This is a genomic window from Atopomonas sediminilitoris (assembly GCF_022601735.1).
Classification (GTDB): domain Bacteria; phylum Pseudomonadota; class Gammaproteobacteria; order Pseudomonadales; family Pseudomonadaceae; genus Atopomonas; species Atopomonas sediminilitoris.
The window spans coordinates 112,206-128,204 of sequence record NZ_JAKUMM010000008.1; the positions used below are offsets into that span (position 1 = coordinate 112,206).

The window sequence follows — 15,999 nt, forward strand, 5'->3', positions numbered from 1 at the left end:
CCTTACAGCACCACGCTTTGGCTTAACACGGCAAAGCCGCGCACATCGCGATACCAGCGCTCGACTGGATGCTCTTGGGTAAAACCATGCCCGCCCAGCAGCTGTACCGCATCGCTGGCGATGGTCATGGCTTTGGCTTCAGCTTGCAGGCGGGCTAAATAACTCTCGCGACTGAAACTGGCGCCCTGATCCGCGCGCGCACAGGCCCGCCACAACAGCAGGCGCATGCCTTCAAGCTCGATCGCCATGTTGGCGATGGGGAACGCCACGCCTTGGCGGTGACTGATCGGCTCGCCGAAAGCCTGCCGCTCATTCACGTAAGGCACCACGTAATCTAACGCCGCTTGTGCCGCCCCTACCGCAACGGCGCAACCACCCAGCGCAGCCAAGTCGAGCAAGGTTTGATAGGCAAAGTCGGCAGCGGTGATGCGCGCACTGTGCGGCACGCGTACCTTGCGCAAGGTCACGCTGGCCAGCGCCGCGCCGCGCAAGCCCATCGCAGGACTGGCGCAGCGCTCAACCCCGGCACGACTAGCCTCGACCAAGAACAGCGCGGGGCCGTCTTCGGCGTAGGCGCTGAGCAACAGGTAATCGGCCGACAGACCATCCACCAGCAGGCTTTTGCTGCCGCTGAGTTGATAATGCTGGCCTTTGCGCTCGGCACGGCACTGCAAGCGGTGTGGATCAGCCAACACGTGCGGCTCGGCCAGCGCCAACGCAATCTGCGGTGCGCTCTCGGCCAACAACGCTGGCAGCCATTGCTGCTGCGCGGCCGGCAGGGCAAAACGGCGCAGCACGTTGGCCACACTCAAGGACTGCAACGCCACCAGCGCCAGCGCCGGATCACCGTGCGCCAGTTGCTCGGTCATCAGCGCGCAGGTCAGTGCCGCCGCCTCATCGGCCAATCCGCCATGCGCGGCCGGCACACCGTAATGCTTAAGCCCGAGCTCGGCGAGTGCCGCGCGCACCTCTTCAGCGCAGTGCTGCGCGGCATTGGCCTCAGCGGCGGCAGGGCGGACGACGTCTTGCGCGACCTGCTGCAGCATGTCGCACAACAGCTGTTGATCATCGCTGAGGGTCAGGTCAAACACACCGCGGGGGGACGCCGGCTTGTTCGGCCGCGCGCGTTTGGCTGCACCGCCTTGCTGCGCCAGCACGCTAAAACTGGCCTTGCTGCCGCGATACAGCCAGCGCTCTAGGGGTTTGCGTAAACGCAGGCGGTCAGGCCATTCGGCACCCGCCACCTTGTTCAAAAGCGCCAGAGCGCGGCCTTGCAGATCAACCAGCATGTCAGAGTCCTCAGAGGAGACTCCAACAGTCTGGCACTTAGCGGCGCGTTGGCTATGACCGACGTGCCGCGCTGTGTGGGCGACTCAGTCAGTCGCGCTGGGTTTTGATTTTTTCCACGATCGCGGTGGTGGAGCAGCTGTCGACAAAACTCAGCACTTTGACCGTACCGCCATAGGCTTGCACGATCGGCGCCCCGACGACGCCGTCGATACCATAATCACCGCCCTTAACCAGCACATCAGGGCGAATGGCCTCGAGCAGGCGCTCAGGGGTGTCCTCGCTGAAGCTCACCACCCAATCCACCGCACCTAAACCGGCCAACACGGCCATGCGCCGATCGACACTGTTGATCGGGCGACCGGGGCCTTTTAAGCGCGACACCGAGGCATCGTCATTGATGCCGACGATCAGGCGGTCGCCCTCACGGCGGGCATCTTCCAGATAGCCCACGTGACCGGCGTGGATGATATCGAAGCAGCCATTGGTGAACACCACTTTCTCGCCGTGCGCACGGGCATCTTCGATGGCTACCAGCAGCTGTTCGACGTTCATCACGCCACGCTCGGAACCCTGCTCGCGCTGCACCGCGCGGCGCAACTCTGGCGCGCTGATCGCCGCCGTGCCCAATTTGCCCACCACAATACCGGCGGCCAAATTGGCCAGTGCCACGGCTTGCGGTAGCTCCTCACCGGCTGCGATAGCCGCCGCCAAGGTAGAAATGACTGTGTCACCGGCACCGGTGACGTCAAACACTTCGCGCGCACGCGCCGGCAGATGCAGCTCAGGCTGGCCCGGGCGTAGCAAGGTCATGCCTTGCTCGCTGCGCGTGATCAGTAACGCGCCAAGTTCCAACTCATGCATCAGCGCTTCACCCTTGGCCACCAGCTCGGCCTCGTCGTGACACTTGCCGACGATGGTTTCAAACTCGTGCAGGTTCGGGGTGATCAGGCTGGCACCGCGATAAATCGAAAAGTCACAGCCTTTGGGGTCGGCCAACACGCTAATGCCACGGGCGCGGGCTAGCTGAATCAAGGCCTGATGGTTTTTCAGCGCCCCTTTGCCGTAGTCGGACAAAATCAGCACCTTAACCTGATCCAGCAACTGCTCGACGTCGGCAGCCAGTGCGTCAGTGTCGGTGTTGAACGGCTCTTCAAAATCCAAGCGCAGCAACTGCTGATGACGACTCATCACCCGCAGCTTAACGATGGTGGGCTGGGTAGCAATCCGCTGGAACTGACTGGCAACGCCGGCGGCGGTGAGACGCTCGCTGAGGGCATCGGCCGCTTCATCTTGCCCGGTCACGCCGACCACATAAGCAGGCGCACCCAATGCAGCAATGTTCAACGCCACGTTGGCCGCGCCGCCTGGGCGATCTTCGCGCTGCTGCACGTTCACCACCGGCACCGGCGCTTCGGGCGAAATACGCTGCGTCGAGCCATGCCAGTAACGATCCAGCATCACATCACCCACCACCAACACCGGTGCCTGATCAAAACGCGGCATTGCAAGCTTCATCGAACACTCTCCAACCATTGCGGCGCACCCTTGGGCAGGCCGGCACAAAAAAGTGCCGGCATATTACCACGCGAGGGCTATCACGCTGCCGCGTTGCTCGACGATACTGCGTGCAGCTTCTAGACTTTTCCTAGACTTTCTCGCAAGCCCTCGCCCACCACAGGAGTCCCGCGCATGCAGGTGACGCAGTACCTGGATGAGCTCCCTAGCACCGCCGCTAGTGACGTACAGCTGGTTTTCGCCTTTGCCACCCCCGCTGCCTACCAAGCACGCGTGGCAGAACTGCGCGCCGCCTTCCCGCAGGCTTTACTCGCCGGCTGCAGCAGTGCTGGTTTGATTGCTGGCGAGCGCGTGGATGACTTCCCCATGGTCGCCACCGCGATCAGTTTTGCCCACAGCTGCGTCAGTCATGCTTGGCTAAAGCTGGCCGACTGCGCGGGGGATAGCTTCAGCGCCGGCCAACAACTGGGCGCACAGCTTCCCAAAGACGGCCTGCGCCATGTTCTTTTGCTCGCCGATGGCTTGCACGTCAACGGCTCAGCATTGATTGACGGTTTGCAGCACACCCTGCCCGCCGGCGTACAGGTGACCGGCGGCTTGGCCGGCGACGGCGAGCGCTTTGAACAAACCTACGTCTATTGCAACGAACACTGCACCAGCCAAGCCCTGCTGGCGATCGGCTTATACGGCGAGGCCCTGCGCATCGGCCACGGTTCGCAAGGCGGCTGGGATAGCTTTGGCCCCGAACGCTTGATCACCAAAAGTGTGGGCAACGTGCTGTATAGCCTTGATGATCAACCGGCGCTGGCCCTGTACAAACGCTATTTAGGTGAGCACGCCGCCGAGCTGCCGGCCAGCGGGCTGAAATTCCCCTTAAGTTTGCGCGGCCCCGACGGTCAACCCGGCGTGGTACGAACCATCCTAGGGGTTAACGAAACCGATGGCAGCATGACCTTCGCCGGCGACATGCCCGAAGGCACTTATGCCCGCCTCATGCGCGCCAATTTTGAGCGCCTGCTCGATGGCGCTGCGGGTGCTGCCGAGCGCTGCAACAGCCATCTCACCCAACAAGACGCCGAACTGGCTGTGTTGATTTCCTGTGTCGGCCGGCGAATGGTGCTCGGCCAAGCAGTAGAGGAAGAAGTCGAAGCCGTGCGCGCCACACTCGGCGCTAAGCCCGTGCTGTGTGGGTTTTACTCCTACGGCGAGATCTCGCCGCTACTGGATACCGAAGCTTGCACCCTGCACAACCAGACCATGACCATCACCGTGCTGGGTGAGGCATGAGCCTGCACCGCCTGCTGCTGCGACAACTGCGCCGCCATTTACCTGACTACGCAGACAACACCGCACAGCAGGCGGCGCTGCAGGATCTGTTGGAGGCCGTCAGCTTGGCTTACCAGCAAAACGACCACGAACGCGCCTTATTGGAGCGCTCGCTGGACATCACCTCGCAAGAGCTGATCGAGCGCTTCGAGCAAGCCCAACGCAGCCTGCACGAGTTAGAACAAAGCCGTGGCGAGCTGCAGCATTCGCTTTCACTGCTCAGCGCCACCCTAGAGGCTACCGTTGAAGGTGTGTTAGTGGTGGATACCCGCGGCCAAGTGCGCCAGCACAATGCTCAACTGGGTCAGCTGCTCCAGCTTAGCCATGAGCACCTCAGCGCTCCGCAACGTTTGCTGAAGCACGTCTTGCGTCAACTGCACCAGCCCAGTCGACAACTGCGTCAGCTGCGCAGTTTGTGGCAGCAACCCAGCGCCACCGCGACTGGCGAACTCAGCCTGCGCGATGGCCGCCAATTGGCGTTTCATACCCAACCGCAGATTGTCGCCGGTGAAGAGATCGGCCGCGTGTGGAGCTTTCGCGACACCACCGAGCAACACAACCATGACGTACTGATGCAGCATCAGGCCGAGCACGACAGCCTGACCGGCCTAGCCAATCGCAGCCTGTTTGCCCAGCGCCTTGACCACGCACTGCTGCGCGCCGAACAGCAACAAGGCCAGCTGGCTGTTCTGTTTATTGACTTGGACAACTTCAAACTGATCAACGACAGCGCCGGTCACCATACCGGCGACGAATTACTCTGCGCGGTCGCGCAGCGCCTGCAAGCTGCTTTGCGCGATTGTGATGTGCTGGCACGTATCGGCGGCGATGAGTTTTTGGTGTTGCTGGATGAGCTCGATCACGACGCGCAAGCCCAGCAGATTGCCCAGCGCTTGCTTGAAGTGCTGCGCCAACCCTTGTTGGTAGAAGGTAAAAAGCTCTGGGTCCACGCCAGCCTTGGCCAAGCGCTGTACCCGCGCGACGGCACGAGCGCCAGCGAATTAATTAGCCGCGCCGACATGGCCATGTACCACGCCAAGTCACGCGGGCGAAATAACGCCCAGAGCTTCTCGCCGGTCTTAGAGCAACAAGTACTGCGCCGCGTTGACCTGCAAAGCCAACTGCAAGGCGCCTTAGTACGCGGCGAAATCCACATGGCGCTACAACCCAAGGTGTCGTTGGCCGACAGCCGCATTGTCGGCGCCGAAGCGCTGATGCGTTGGACCACCGCCAGCGGCCAGTCGGTAAGCCCGATGGACTTTATTCCGGTGGCCGAGCAAACCGGCTTAATCGTGCAGCTCGGCGACTGGATTCTGCAACAGGCCCTCGACTGGCTCAGCACCCAGCACGATCAAAGCCTGAGCATTGCCGTGAACTTGTCCGCCCTGCAGTTAGAAGATGAGCAACTGCCCGCCCGCCTACTCAGCTGGCTGACCCTTCGCAACCTGCAACCCGAGCGATTGGAGCTAGAAGTCACCGAAAGCATGCTGATGCAAAACCGTGAACTGGCGAGTCGCTTCTTAGAGCAAGTGCGCCATTACGGCGTGCGCGTTGCGGTGGATGACTTCGGCACCGGCTATTCGTCGCTGAACTACCTGCGCTGGCTACCGATTGACGTACTGAAGATCGACCGCAGCTTTGTCCATGACCTCAACACCGCCCAAGATGCGCGGGCGATTGCACGCAGCATCTTGAGCCTTGCCGAAAACTTGCAGTTGGCGGTAGTCGCCGAAGGTATTGAAGACCCCGAGGCCGCTGCCTTCTTAAAAGAGATGGGCTGTTCTTTAGGACAGGGCTATTGGTACAGCCCGCCGCTGTCGCCAGAGGCCTTTGCCGAGCGACTGAGCATTCCTATTCCCACTTTGTCAGCGCTTAAAAACTAGGCAGGCACTGACTTAATCAGCGCCTGCCCAGCGGTTTTCCCAACGCGATAGCGCTTTATTCGTCGCGCACAAAGCGCAGGCCAAGGCCTTCCGGCTCGACGCGCACCACTTCCATCTCAACCACCGGCGCTTCAATCGGCATGTCGATCACCTGCCCGCGCAGTCTGGCACCGCGCTCGGCCGGTAGTTGTTGCTGGTCCGTCAGCACGTACACACCGCTGTCAGAAATATCGCGCGTGTGCACAACCAATTCACCCACCTCCGGCACCCACAAGCGAATGCGGCAACGAAAGACAGTCCGTGGATGGTTACGCTGGTTACTCATTCACTTGCTCCGGCGGTTCAATCAGCGCCCAGTGTCTAGGCGTTTACCCACTTCTTGCAACTGCTGCACACCACTGCTGACCTGCGCGACTTGAGTCACCGCGCGATCCGCCGACTTGCACAAGTTGACCACACTGCGCTCCATCGCCTTGGAGGTATCAGACTGCTCATCGGCCATGCCGGCAATGCTGCCCACCACGCCCCGCAAGGTTTCAATGCCTTGATGGACCGCCAGCTGGAGCTGATCAGAGCGACTCAGGCTCTTGATGCTGGAGTCAGCCTGCCGCGAGGCCTCTTCGATAATTTCCACCGCTTGCTGGGCACCCTCTTGCAGGCTACGGATATGCTGCTGAATGTCACCTGTGGACTGCTGCGTTTTGCTAGCCAAGGCACGGACCTCATCCGCCACCACGGCAAAGCCTCGGCCGGCCTCGCCTGCGCGGGCAGCTTCAATCGCTGCGTTTAGCGCCAGCAGATTGGTTTGTGCGGCGATGCCATTGATCACATCAAGCACCACCTCAATTTGTTCGGTTTTTTCTGCCAGCTGACCGACCGAGGTGGAAGCCTCTTGCACCATGGTCACCAGCTGACCGATCAAGCGCGCCACTTCACGACTGATCTCTTCATTGCCTTGGGTGTCGCGAGCGATGCTTTTCACTTGCTCTAAGGCGTTCTGCACCGCTTCGCCTTCGCGGCCAAGGCTGGCGTGCATCAAATCCAAGGTGTGGCGCATTTGTTCGGCATCGCCTTGTTGTTGCTGCACCGCCTCTTGTGCCTGCTGGCTTTGTTTAAGCAACTGGCCGATCTGACTTGCCGCGACTTTAAGCGCCTCATCCACGGCATTGCCATGCTGCTGTTGCTTCTGCCAAGCCTGCAGCCACTGCGCCGCCTCGGCCTCGTTGCAGCCCAGCTGCGCGGCCAGCTCACGACTGGTTAATTGGTTGCGCTGCAAACGTTCAAGCGTGGCATTCAAACCACTGCCGCCAGCACCTTGCAAGCTCATCCACAGCCACACCGCCAGCGCCACCGCGCCCACCACCACGGCCATCAGAGCTTGCTTCCAGAGTGACGGCGAGTCTGCCGCCAACAATAACCACACCAGCTGCACCACCACTACTGCACTGAGCACCAGCAAGCCGCGTTTGAACATGATCAACCTCTTATCGTTATCGGGGCAGCGGCGCACGGTTTGCCCCGCCACCCATCTGGCTCATGTAAAGAAACTCTAGGCTGTATCGGCGGGCTGCGCGAAATATTCAATGCATCAAGGCACCGGTAATGCACGACACACTTGCTAACGCAGCGAAACTGCAATATAAATTTTCATTAATTAATATTTTGAAAATTAAATTTCACTCATGACCGACAGCGACCTCTACGCGACGCCTATCTTGCAGCTGATTAGCGACCAGCAAAATCAGCTGCCGCCAGCCCTGAACAAGGTCGCGCACTACGTTTTACGCCACCCGCTAAAAGTCGCCACCATGACGATTGATGAGCTAGCGCGCGCCAGCGGCAGCTCAACGGCGGCGGTTAACCGCCTAGCCCGAGCGCTGGGCTTGAACGGTTACATCGGATTAAAAAGCGCCTTGCTCGACACATTGCAAGCCGTGGTGTCGCCGGTCGACAAGCTTCGCCAGCAGGTACAACAGCGCGATAACGGCCACCTCGGGCTCGGGGAGCAATTGCAGGTGGCCAGCAGCAATTTGCAACACAGCTTACAAGCGCAACAAGAAACCGCGTTCGCCGCCTGCATCGACGCACTGTGCACCGCCAGACGGGTCTACGTGCTTGGGCTTGGCAACAGTGCCTACTTGGCCGGCCTCACAGCCATCAACTTAGCCCCGTTTGTGAACGATGCCCGCGGGTTAGGGCTGGACGGTGGCAATGAAAACGCCGCGTATCGGCTCGCCGCTATCGGGGCCGATGACGTGTTATTGGCCATCAGCCTGCCGCGCTACTCGCGCGCCACTTTGCAATTGGCGAACTACGCGTGTGAGCGCGGCGCGACCGTGCTGGCAGTGACCGACTCGCCCGCCGCGCCGCTCAGCGCCGTTGCGCAGCACAGCGTGTTTGCCGGTGTCGAGCATCCCGCGCTGACCAGCGCCAACGCAGCAGCGCTGGCCATCTTAGAAGCCATCACGGCAGCGGTTATGACTCGCAACCCTGACGCCGTCAGCCTGAGTGAAGAGCTCAGCGACAGCGTACTGAGTTACCTGCACTTGGCCTCACCCAATCGCTCGGCGCGCGCAGCCACCCAGCGCAAACCCTAATCGAATTTCAGGAGCCATCATGCAACTGCACGCCATCGAGCAACTCGCCCTTGCCCATCTGTTGCCCGAGCAACCCACTGAGCAACAGGCCGACACCGGCTGCGCAGTGGTCAGCCGCGAGCACACGCGACAAGGTTTTTACAGCATCATCCAAGCGCCGCGCTTGGCCGCGCTGTTACAGCGCTTGGGTGAGCGACAGTGGGACTGTGGCGGGCTGCTCAACAGTGCGGCGGGCTTTATTATTTGCTGGCCAGAAAGCGACGACACCGTGTGCCTTGAGGCGGTGGCGGAAAATGGTCACTGGCCCAGTGAGTGGTTACCCCCCAGCCAAGCCCATTGAGGACGATTTAATCCTGTCTGCCACGCCATGGGTGGACAAAGAACAACTCGTGCCGACGCACAGCCTTGCGATAGAACTCATCCGTACTGAGCGATGGCCAGCGCCGCGCCGCCAAGCCCCACTGCAAGAGACGTCGCAGGCGCTTCTTCCACGGCAAAGCCCCTTGCAAGTCATGCATCAAGCCCAGTGCCATGTGCTTGTCCAAACGCTGCGCGGGCGATAAGCACGGGCTCCACACGCCTTCCACCGACAATGGCTCCAGCGCGGGCGGTAACGCCACACCATGACCTTGCTCGCCCATGGGCCAGCGGTCGTTATCGTGCAGGTGATTGGCGTAATACAGCAGCGTTTTCGGCTGATGTGTACTGACCGAGAGCGCCTCGAACAAAGCTGCCGTGGTGGCCTGATGATCGGCATGCGGATCAAGCTGCGGGTGCGGAGTCACCACGACCTGCGGCTGATAATGCTCGATCAAACCGCGCAAATCGCCCAGCAAGTTAAACCAGCTCGGCTGGCCATCCACATCGCCCGGAAGCGGTAGCGCATTGCCTTGGCGATACGGGCGAATATCACTCAGCTCTGCCACCTGGGAGACATGCCCCAACAACGGCTCGGCCCGCATCGCCGGCAGTTGCATGCAGAAGTAACCGAGCTGGAAGCAGTCCGCAGCACTGACGCCGCCCCAACTGGCAGCGTGGCGACTATCCCAAGTCCGCAAGCGGGCTTTGAGCTGCGCCGCGGCGGGCCGATCCAGCCCCAAGGCTTGGTAGTTTTCAGCTTCTAACTCACCCACGGTCAAGGTGACGATCTGCACCTGCTGGGCGCGCTGGTATTGGGCAAACGCAGCCAGCTCAGCGTCATCGGCATGGGGTGCCAGAATCAGCATGCGCTGGTGGGCATAGTCGGCGTTGTGCTGCACATACAGCTTGGCCTCGCCCGCCAAGCGGCAATAATGGCCACGCAGGCGCACACGCCCCGCCGCCAACGCCTCACCCATGCCGGACAAGTTCAGCACCCGCACGCCAGCACAGCCACGCTCGAAGGTTTGCACATCGCAAACGTCATCGGTCTCAATCAGCACGGCAGGATCGAGCAAGCGACCCCGCCAATCCGCCGTGATGCGCAGCTCAAGCAGCAGTGTATCGGCCTGCGCAACGCCGTCTAAGTGCGCCAACCCCAGCGAGCCATCGGCGCCTAAGCGCACCGCCAGCGCATCACTTGACCATTGATAGCGGTAATCATCACGCGGCGAGTAAAACAGATGGTCGGCGAAATACGCCTCGTGCAGCAGCCAAGCCAGTAACAACAGTGGCCCCGGCAGCCACCACAGCCAAACCGCACTGACCGCTATCAGCGGCAAACCGGCCGCCAACGCGAGACGCCTGTGTCGACGGTGGCGTTGCAATAACTGTTGTTTACGCGCGTGCATAAAACCTATACCTGAAAGACCGGCACACGATGGCACCAGCGCTCTTTATATTCACGATCAGCGCGGCCAAACGAGTAGCGCAACGGCTTAGCGGCAGCGCGGGCTTGCTCCCAAGCGGCCTGCGTATTGACGAAGCTCAACACGCTGCCCGGGCTAAAATCACGCGCCGACGGATCAACCCCGCCGTTAACGTATTCCACCGACCACCAAGCCGGCGACTCCGCCTGATAAAGCAATTGCACCGCGATAGGCTCGCCGTCCAGCTCCAAGACAAAGCCTGTCAGTAACGTGTGCAAGCGCTTGAGCACTTGCGCCATGTGCGGCGCGCCGGTAGCGACAAAGCCCCAACGGCGTTCGAATAAGTCGCAATAGATAGCGGCCAAATCCTGCGGCGCATAGTCACCCACCGGGCGCAGCACACCGCCGGCCTCTTCTAATAACCGCAGCTCACGGCGCTGGTTGTAGCGGAATTTTTTGCCGTAATCCTCCGGCGCTCGCGCCATCGCCAACTCTTCCGCTTGCGGCTGTAGCGTGCTGACCTGCGCCTGATTCAACGCGCTCATATAGCGCGCCTGAAAGCGCACCGGCACATTCGCAGCAGGCTTGATCGGCAAAATAAATTCCGCATTGCCTAAGTCAAACAAACCCTTATGGCCAAAGGCTTTCAGCGCCTCTTTGGCGCAGGCTAAAAAACGTCCCCAAGTCGCTAAGGCACCGACCAGCTCATCACCCTGCCAGCACCCTAGATAGCGCGGGGTGATCCCCGCCAGCGCCGACAACTCTGCCACCACCAGCGGGTGCGTGATGACACTGCCGCCAAAGCGTGCGTACGCCTCAGCGTATTGCGCCGCGGTAATCGGCTGCCAGCCTTGCTCGCGCCAAGCCGGCACACGATTTAGCCAACTCATTCGACAAAGCCTGGATTATCTTCCAACTGCGTGGCGTGCAAGCGGGCGTAAGCGCCGCCTTGAGCCAGCAAGCTTTGGTGATTACCTTGCTCGACGATGCGACCCTCTTCCATGACGATGATCTGATCGGCCTTCTCGATGGTGGATAAGCGGTGCGCAATCACCAGCGTGGTGCGGCCTTGCATTACGGTCTCTAAGGCTTTTTGGATATGACGCTCAGATTCGGTATCCAGCGCTGAAGTCGCTTCATCCAAGATCAGCAGCGGCGCATCTTTCAATAGCGCTCGGGCAATCGCCAAGCGCTGGCGCTGGCCGCCAGAAAGCAACACGCCGTTTTCGCCGACCACGGTTTGGTAACCCTTTGGCATCCGCTCGATGAACTCGTGGGCATACGCCGCCTTACCCGCACGCTCGATATCTTCCAGTGGTGAGCCAGCCAAATCACCGTAGGCAATATTGTTGGCGATGGTGTCGTTAAATAAATTCACCTGCTGGCTGACCAAGGCAATCTGCCGCCGCAAACTGGCCAAGGTAAAGCTTTCAACATCCACACTGTCGAGCAAGATATGGCCTTGGTCATGGTGATAAAAGCGCGGAATCAAGCTGGCCAGCGTCGATTTACCGCTGCCTGAGCGACCCACCAAGGCAATCATCTGCCCGGGCTCTGCAACAAAGTTGATGTCATGCAACACCGGCTTATCAGTGCCGGGGTAGGCGAACGTCAGGTTCTTAACCTCTAGACGACCACTGACCCGTGGTAAATCAACCGTACCGTGATCAACCTCGGGCGCCTCATCCAGCTGCTCAAAAATACTTTCAGCGCCGGCGATACCCTTTTGGATATTCGAACTCACCTCAGAAAGCTGCCTGATTGGCTTGGGCAACAAGCCAGCGAGCGTAATGTAGGCCACTAAATCACCTGGTGAAGCATCGCCACGCAACAGCAAGACCAAAAACATCAGTACCGCCATGGCGCTGTAAATCACCAGCTGCAAGCTGGGTGTGTACACGGCACCGGTGCGCACCATACGCAACTGGCGGTCCATGTTGTCTTCGGTGGCATGCGCGAAACGACGCTTCTCATAAGGCTCACCGCCAAAGCTGCGCACCACGCGATAGCTTTGAATGGCTTCGGAGGCCACGTGCGTCACGTCCCCCATCGCCACTTGAATCTTCTTACTTTGCTTACGGAATTTTTTGCTGGCACTGACCACCATCAACCCGATGATCGGCAAAATCCCCAGCATCACCATGGTCAACTTCCAGTTCATAAACAGCAGCGAAGCAAACAGGAAGATCACCGTCATGCCTTCACGCACCACCACCTTAATCGCATCGGTAGCCGCGCCGGTGACCATAGTCACGTTGTAAGTAATCCGCGAAATCAGGTGGCCCGAGTTGTTGTTATCAAAATAGCGATTGGGCAAGGTCATCAGGTTGTTGAACAGCGCCACGCGCAGGTCTTGCACCAACCCCAGCGACACCTTGGACAGGTAGTAGTTACCGAGAAATGAACCCAGCCCCTGCCACAGCGCAATCAGCACGATCAACAGAGGCACCGCTTGCAGCAGCTTTAGCTCAACCAGCCACGGCGCATACTCAAGCAGCATCGGCGCGCTGGCAAAAAAACTGGCCTCAGGGTTAGACAACCCATCGACAAAGTACTTGAGCATGTAGCCCAGCATCGGCTGGGTGGTGGCGAAGATGAAAAAGCCGAACAGGCTGATGGCGAAGAAGCCGGCGTACGGCACAACATACTTCAGCAAGCGCAGATATATCGTTAAACTAGATTGGTCAGTGTTGTTGCTAGTCATAGCACCTCCAAGACAACGCCGCATTCTAACAGCCCCTACAGACAGCGTCTCGCCTTAGAAAAATCCATGAAAGAAATCACTGAACAGCAATTAAACGCAATGCTAGAGCACTGCGAAGTTCTGGAGGAAGACAGCCGAGGAACTAAGGTTGCTCGGCTGAAAAACGGCGATCTAATTAAAATCTTCAGGCCACGCAGAAAGCTTTGGCTTAACCGATTAAAACCACAAAACCAGCGCTTTGCAGAAAATGCAAAAACACTAGAAAGACTGGGAGTTATCACCCCAAAAATCCAAGAGCTATTTTGGACAAACAGAAAAATCGCAGAGTGCGCCTGTATTTACAGCCCAATAAAAGGCCAAGCACTGATTAGCACATTCCAAAAATCGCCAGACTTACTAAAAGAAAATCTTATACATATCGCAACCTTTATTGCCAGCCTTCACAATAGAGGGATTTACTTTCGGTCCTTGCATTTAGGCAACATCATACAGACCCCAAAAAATGAATACGGCCTTATCGACTTTCTAGATTTAAAAATACAAAAAAAACCACTTTCCAGATACAAAACCCAAAGAAACCTTAAGCACTTCAAAAGGCACCTTGAGCGCGCTGGCGTTGAAGACTTCCCATGGTCATTCTTCACGCAGCTTTACGCACAGGCCGTGAGTCTCTCGCCGCCCTCGCGCCCCCCTGCAACATAAAAGCCGCACCAACTGGCCACCAACTAACAAACCACTCCGCAGCTGGTGTCTCCCAGCTATAAGCCACATCCGTCAAGCAAGCCACGCTTGAGAATAGCCAAAGGATGCTCAACCAAACTCCTTCGGTGGTCGCTCGCAGTGTCAACGCGGTTCTCAGAACCAACAACCACAACATGCACCACAAGGCCGCACCAACCAAGCCGAGCTCAATAGCAAAATGCAGAACCAAGTTGTGAACATTATCAAAAACCAGACCACTTTCTCCGCCTGAGATATCGTAAGAACTACCTAACCCCAGCCCTAACCAGGGTGATTGAGAAATCATCGACAAGCCAACAGAAAATATCTCTACTCGATAGGAGCCGCCACGCGCCACTAGCTCATCCCAAAAGATCGAAGCGAACAACAACAACAACAACCCCACACACTGCAAGAGCTTTCGACCGCCAAACCAAAAAAGCAAACAAATTAAAGAAAAAACATAAGCCCCAATCAACCCTCGACTCTGCGTCGCAAAAACAAAGATCAAAGCCACCACAAAAGCAGCCACCACTGCAGTTCGACTCTTTAAATACACCCACATCAAAAAATACAAACTCAATGCAATCAATGCATAACCACCCAATATCGGATGAGAATACCCCCCCAGCGGAGTTAAACGTCGAGATAAGTAATCCCCACCATCAAAAAAAAACACCAAAAGACTGCTTAACATGATGCCATAAGCCCCTAAAGACAACATCAAAAGCAAACTAGGAATCCATTCTGATCGCCGCAAACCAAACACAAAGCACAAAAATACAAACAAGCCAACATATAGCACCCGCTTAAACTCACGAAATTGTTCTACTGCCCCCGTCCACCACAAGCTTAACACCGCCCAAAACAACAACATCAAGAAAACAAAAAACAAAGCAAAATAACAGTTTGAAAATTCCCCTTTCCAAAAACAATCAACCAGCAAAAAAAATGAAGGCAGCCAAAACAGCAACACCAACCCTTGCTGGTACAATTTATTATTACTCGTGAGAACCAGGCCAAACTCAAACCAAGCAAAGCCTAAAAACAAAAGAAACAAGAGCCATGCAGATAGGCGCTCATTACGAACTTCCAAGCTCATTAATTAAAAACCTCACAATACGACGTAACAAAATAATCTCGCTGTTCTTCCAAGCAAAGCGCGGCGCACTGTTGCGCGGATGACATGACAGCTGACATTTCGGACAACCCCCGCAAAACTATCGCCAATTCGGCCACATCTCCAGCCGCAAAATAAACGCCTGCCGTACCGAGCTGCTCAATAAAGACCGGCAAGTCACTACACAACACAGGAACACCCGCACTCACGGCCTCTTGAACTACCAAACCCTGCCCCTCAGCCAACGATGGCAACACAAGCCAATCAAAAGCCCTAAGCCAGCTAGCCGCTCGCTCAACACGACCTAAGAAAATCACGCTTTGCTGCAGAGCTAACGCCTCACACCGAGCCTGCAAAGAAACTTTCATCTCACCATCGCCGACATACACAAGTCGATAAGACGGCGGCATCTTGGCCTGAGCCCAAGCTTCCAGTAAATAGTCAACACCTTTACTTGAAACCAGGCGCCCCACCACAGCCACATAAGTAAATTCAGAAGAAAGGCCTAACCCCTGCAAAGCAGCAGTGGAAGAATAAATCTTATCTACCGTCACAACAGAAGGGATAGCCTGCACAAGCGCACCTAATTGCGCTTCAAGCGACTTAGCCAGCGCTACTGAGACCGCGATAAACTTTAATTGCGCAGCCAGCCTCACGGCCAGCTTAATATCAGCATTCGATAACCGCGTCTCTCCATGGAAAATAACAACAGCCTTTAGTGAAGGCCTATTCATCAGCACATGACCCAAAAAACGCAAACATCCTATACCATCAACAATTAAATGCGCATGATCCTCTAGCGAAACTTGCCGCATAAAAATTCGCGCATGATAAGACGCCAACAAGCGCCTCCAACCATGACCTTTCACTATAGACTTAGCGTAATTACAGAAAACAACTCTTTGACCAAAGAGGGACGCCACCTCAGGCCGCGAAGCCCCCTGTAAGAAACAGTGATCAACATTACTGAGCAATGCAGAAATCTGCGCATGAACATTATGCACGGAGGAGAAATCAGCATCAGCACTCCACATTACATTAAGATACTTAGGCATCA

At 57.5% G+C, this 15,999-nt stretch carries 14 protein-coding genes; 5 read left to right on the forward strand and 9 right to left on the reverse strand.

What is annotated here, in order from left to right; genetic code table 11:
* Nucleotides 1–2: 2 nt before the first annotated feature.
* Nucleotides 3–1,289, reverse strand: coding sequence for an acyl-CoA dehydrogenase family protein (locus MKI83_RS13525; RefSeq protein ID WP_241587315.1), 1,287 nt, complete (start codon nt 1,287–1,289; stop codon nt 3–5).
* Nucleotides 1,290–1,377: 88 nt separating this feature from the next.
* Nucleotides 1,378–2,805, reverse strand: a complete 1,428-nt coding sequence (gene hldE / locus MKI83_RS13530) for a bifunctional D-glycero-beta-D-manno-heptose-7-phosphate kinase/D-glycero-beta-D-manno-heptose 1-phosphate adenylyltransferase HldE (RefSeq protein WP_241587317.1) — start codon at nt 2,803–2,805, stop codon at nt 1,378–1,380.
* A 174-nt stretch (nt 2,806–2,979) separates the two neighbouring features.
* Here hldE and MKI83_RS13535 point away from each other — a divergent pair, with 174 nt between their 5' ends.
* Nucleotides 2,980–4,092, forward strand: coding sequence for an FIST signal transduction protein (locus MKI83_RS13535; RefSeq protein WP_241587320.1), 1,113 nt, complete (start codon nt 2,980–2,982; stop codon nt 4,090–4,092).
* Nucleotides 4,089–6,014 (forward strand): putative bifunctional diguanylate cyclase/phosphodiesterase, encoded by a 1,926-nt coding sequence (locus tag MKI83_RS13540; RefSeq protein WP_241587323.1) that lies wholly within the window; start codon nt 4,089–4,091, stop codon nt 6,012–6,014. The genes MKI83_RS13535 and MKI83_RS13540 overlap by 4 nt, the downstream gene beginning before the upstream one ends.
* 55 nt (nt 6,015–6,069) lie before the next feature.
* On the opposite strand, the gene MKI83_RS13545 is transcribed toward MKI83_RS13540, so the two are convergent.
* Nucleotides 6,070–6,339, reverse strand: a complete 270-nt coding sequence (locus MKI83_RS13545; RefSeq protein WP_241587326.1) for a PilZ domain-containing protein — start codon at nt 6,337–6,339, stop codon at nt 6,070–6,072.
* A gap of 21 nt (nt 6,340–6,360) precedes the next feature.
* Entirely contained in the window at nt 6,361–7,488 is a 1,128-nt protein-coding gene (locus tag MKI83_RS13550; RefSeq protein WP_241587329.1) for a methyl-accepting chemotaxis protein, read from the reverse strand.
* Nucleotides 7,489–7,696: 208 nt separating this feature from the next.
* On the opposite strand from MKI83_RS13550, the gene MKI83_RS13555 reads away from it, so the two are divergent.
* Together MKI83_RS13555 and MKI83_RS13560 are read left to right on the forward strand one after the other, a co-directional pair.
* Nucleotides 7,697–8,611, forward strand: a complete 915-nt coding sequence (locus MKI83_RS13555) for a MurR/RpiR family transcriptional regulator (protein WP_241587332.1) — start codon at nt 7,697–7,699, stop codon at nt 8,609–8,611.
* Between the two features lie 19 nt (nt 8,612–8,630).
* Nucleotides 8,631–8,951 carry a hypothetical protein gene (locus tag MKI83_RS13560; protein WP_241587335.1) on the forward strand — a complete coding sequence of 107 codons (321 nt, stop codon included), beginning with the start codon at nt 8,631–8,633 and terminating at the stop codon, nt 8,949–8,951.
* A gap of 7 nt (nt 8,952–8,958) precedes the next feature.
* On the opposite strand, the gene MKI83_RS13565 is transcribed toward MKI83_RS13560, so the two are convergent.
* Genes MKI83_RS13565 through msbA form a run of 3 tightly spaced genes read right to left on the reverse strand, consistent with a single transcriptional unit; the run spans nt 8,959 to nt 13,102 of the window.
* Nucleotides 8,959–10,380 carry a PIG-L deacetylase family protein gene (locus tag MKI83_RS13565; protein WP_241587338.1) on the reverse strand — a complete coding sequence of 474 codons (1,422 nt, stop codon included), beginning with the start codon at nt 10,378–10,380 and terminating at the stop codon, nt 8,959–8,961.
* A gap of 5 nt (nt 10,381–10,385) precedes the next feature.
* Entirely contained in the window at nt 10,386–11,288 is a 903-nt protein-coding gene (locus tag MKI83_RS13570; RefSeq protein WP_241587341.1) for a GNAT family N-acetyltransferase, read from the reverse strand.
* A complete protein-coding gene (msbA, locus tag MKI83_RS13575; RefSeq protein ID WP_241587344.1) occupies nt 11,285–13,102 on the reverse strand; it encodes a lipid A export permease/ATP-binding protein MsbA in 1,818 nt (605 codons plus the stop codon). The genes MKI83_RS13570 and msbA overlap by 4 nt, the downstream gene beginning before the upstream one ends.
* A gap of 66 nt (nt 13,103–13,168) precedes the next feature.
* Here msbA and MKI83_RS13580 point away from each other — a divergent pair, with 66 nt between their 5' ends.
* Nucleotides 13,169–13,804 carry a BUD32 family EKC/KEOPS complex subunit gene (locus MKI83_RS13580; RefSeq protein WP_241587347.1) on the forward strand — a complete coding sequence of 212 codons (636 nt, stop codon included), beginning with the start codon at nt 13,169–13,171 and terminating at the stop codon, nt 13,802–13,804.
* On the opposite strand, the gene MKI83_RS13585 is transcribed toward MKI83_RS13580, so the two are convergent.
* Complete coding sequence (locus tag MKI83_RS13585; RefSeq protein ID WP_241587349.1) at nt 13,743–14,924, reverse strand: O-antigen ligase family protein; 1,182 nt, start codon at nt 14,922–14,924, stop codon at nt 13,743–13,745. The genes MKI83_RS13580 and MKI83_RS13585 overlap by 62 nt on opposite strands.
* Nucleotides 14,924–15,997, reverse strand: coding sequence for a glycosyltransferase family 4 protein (locus MKI83_RS13590; RefSeq protein WP_241587351.1), 1,074 nt, complete (start codon nt 15,995–15,997; stop codon nt 14,924–14,926). The genes MKI83_RS13585 and MKI83_RS13590 overlap by 1 nt, the downstream gene beginning before the upstream one ends.
* Nucleotides 15,998–15,999: the final 2 nt, after the last annotated feature.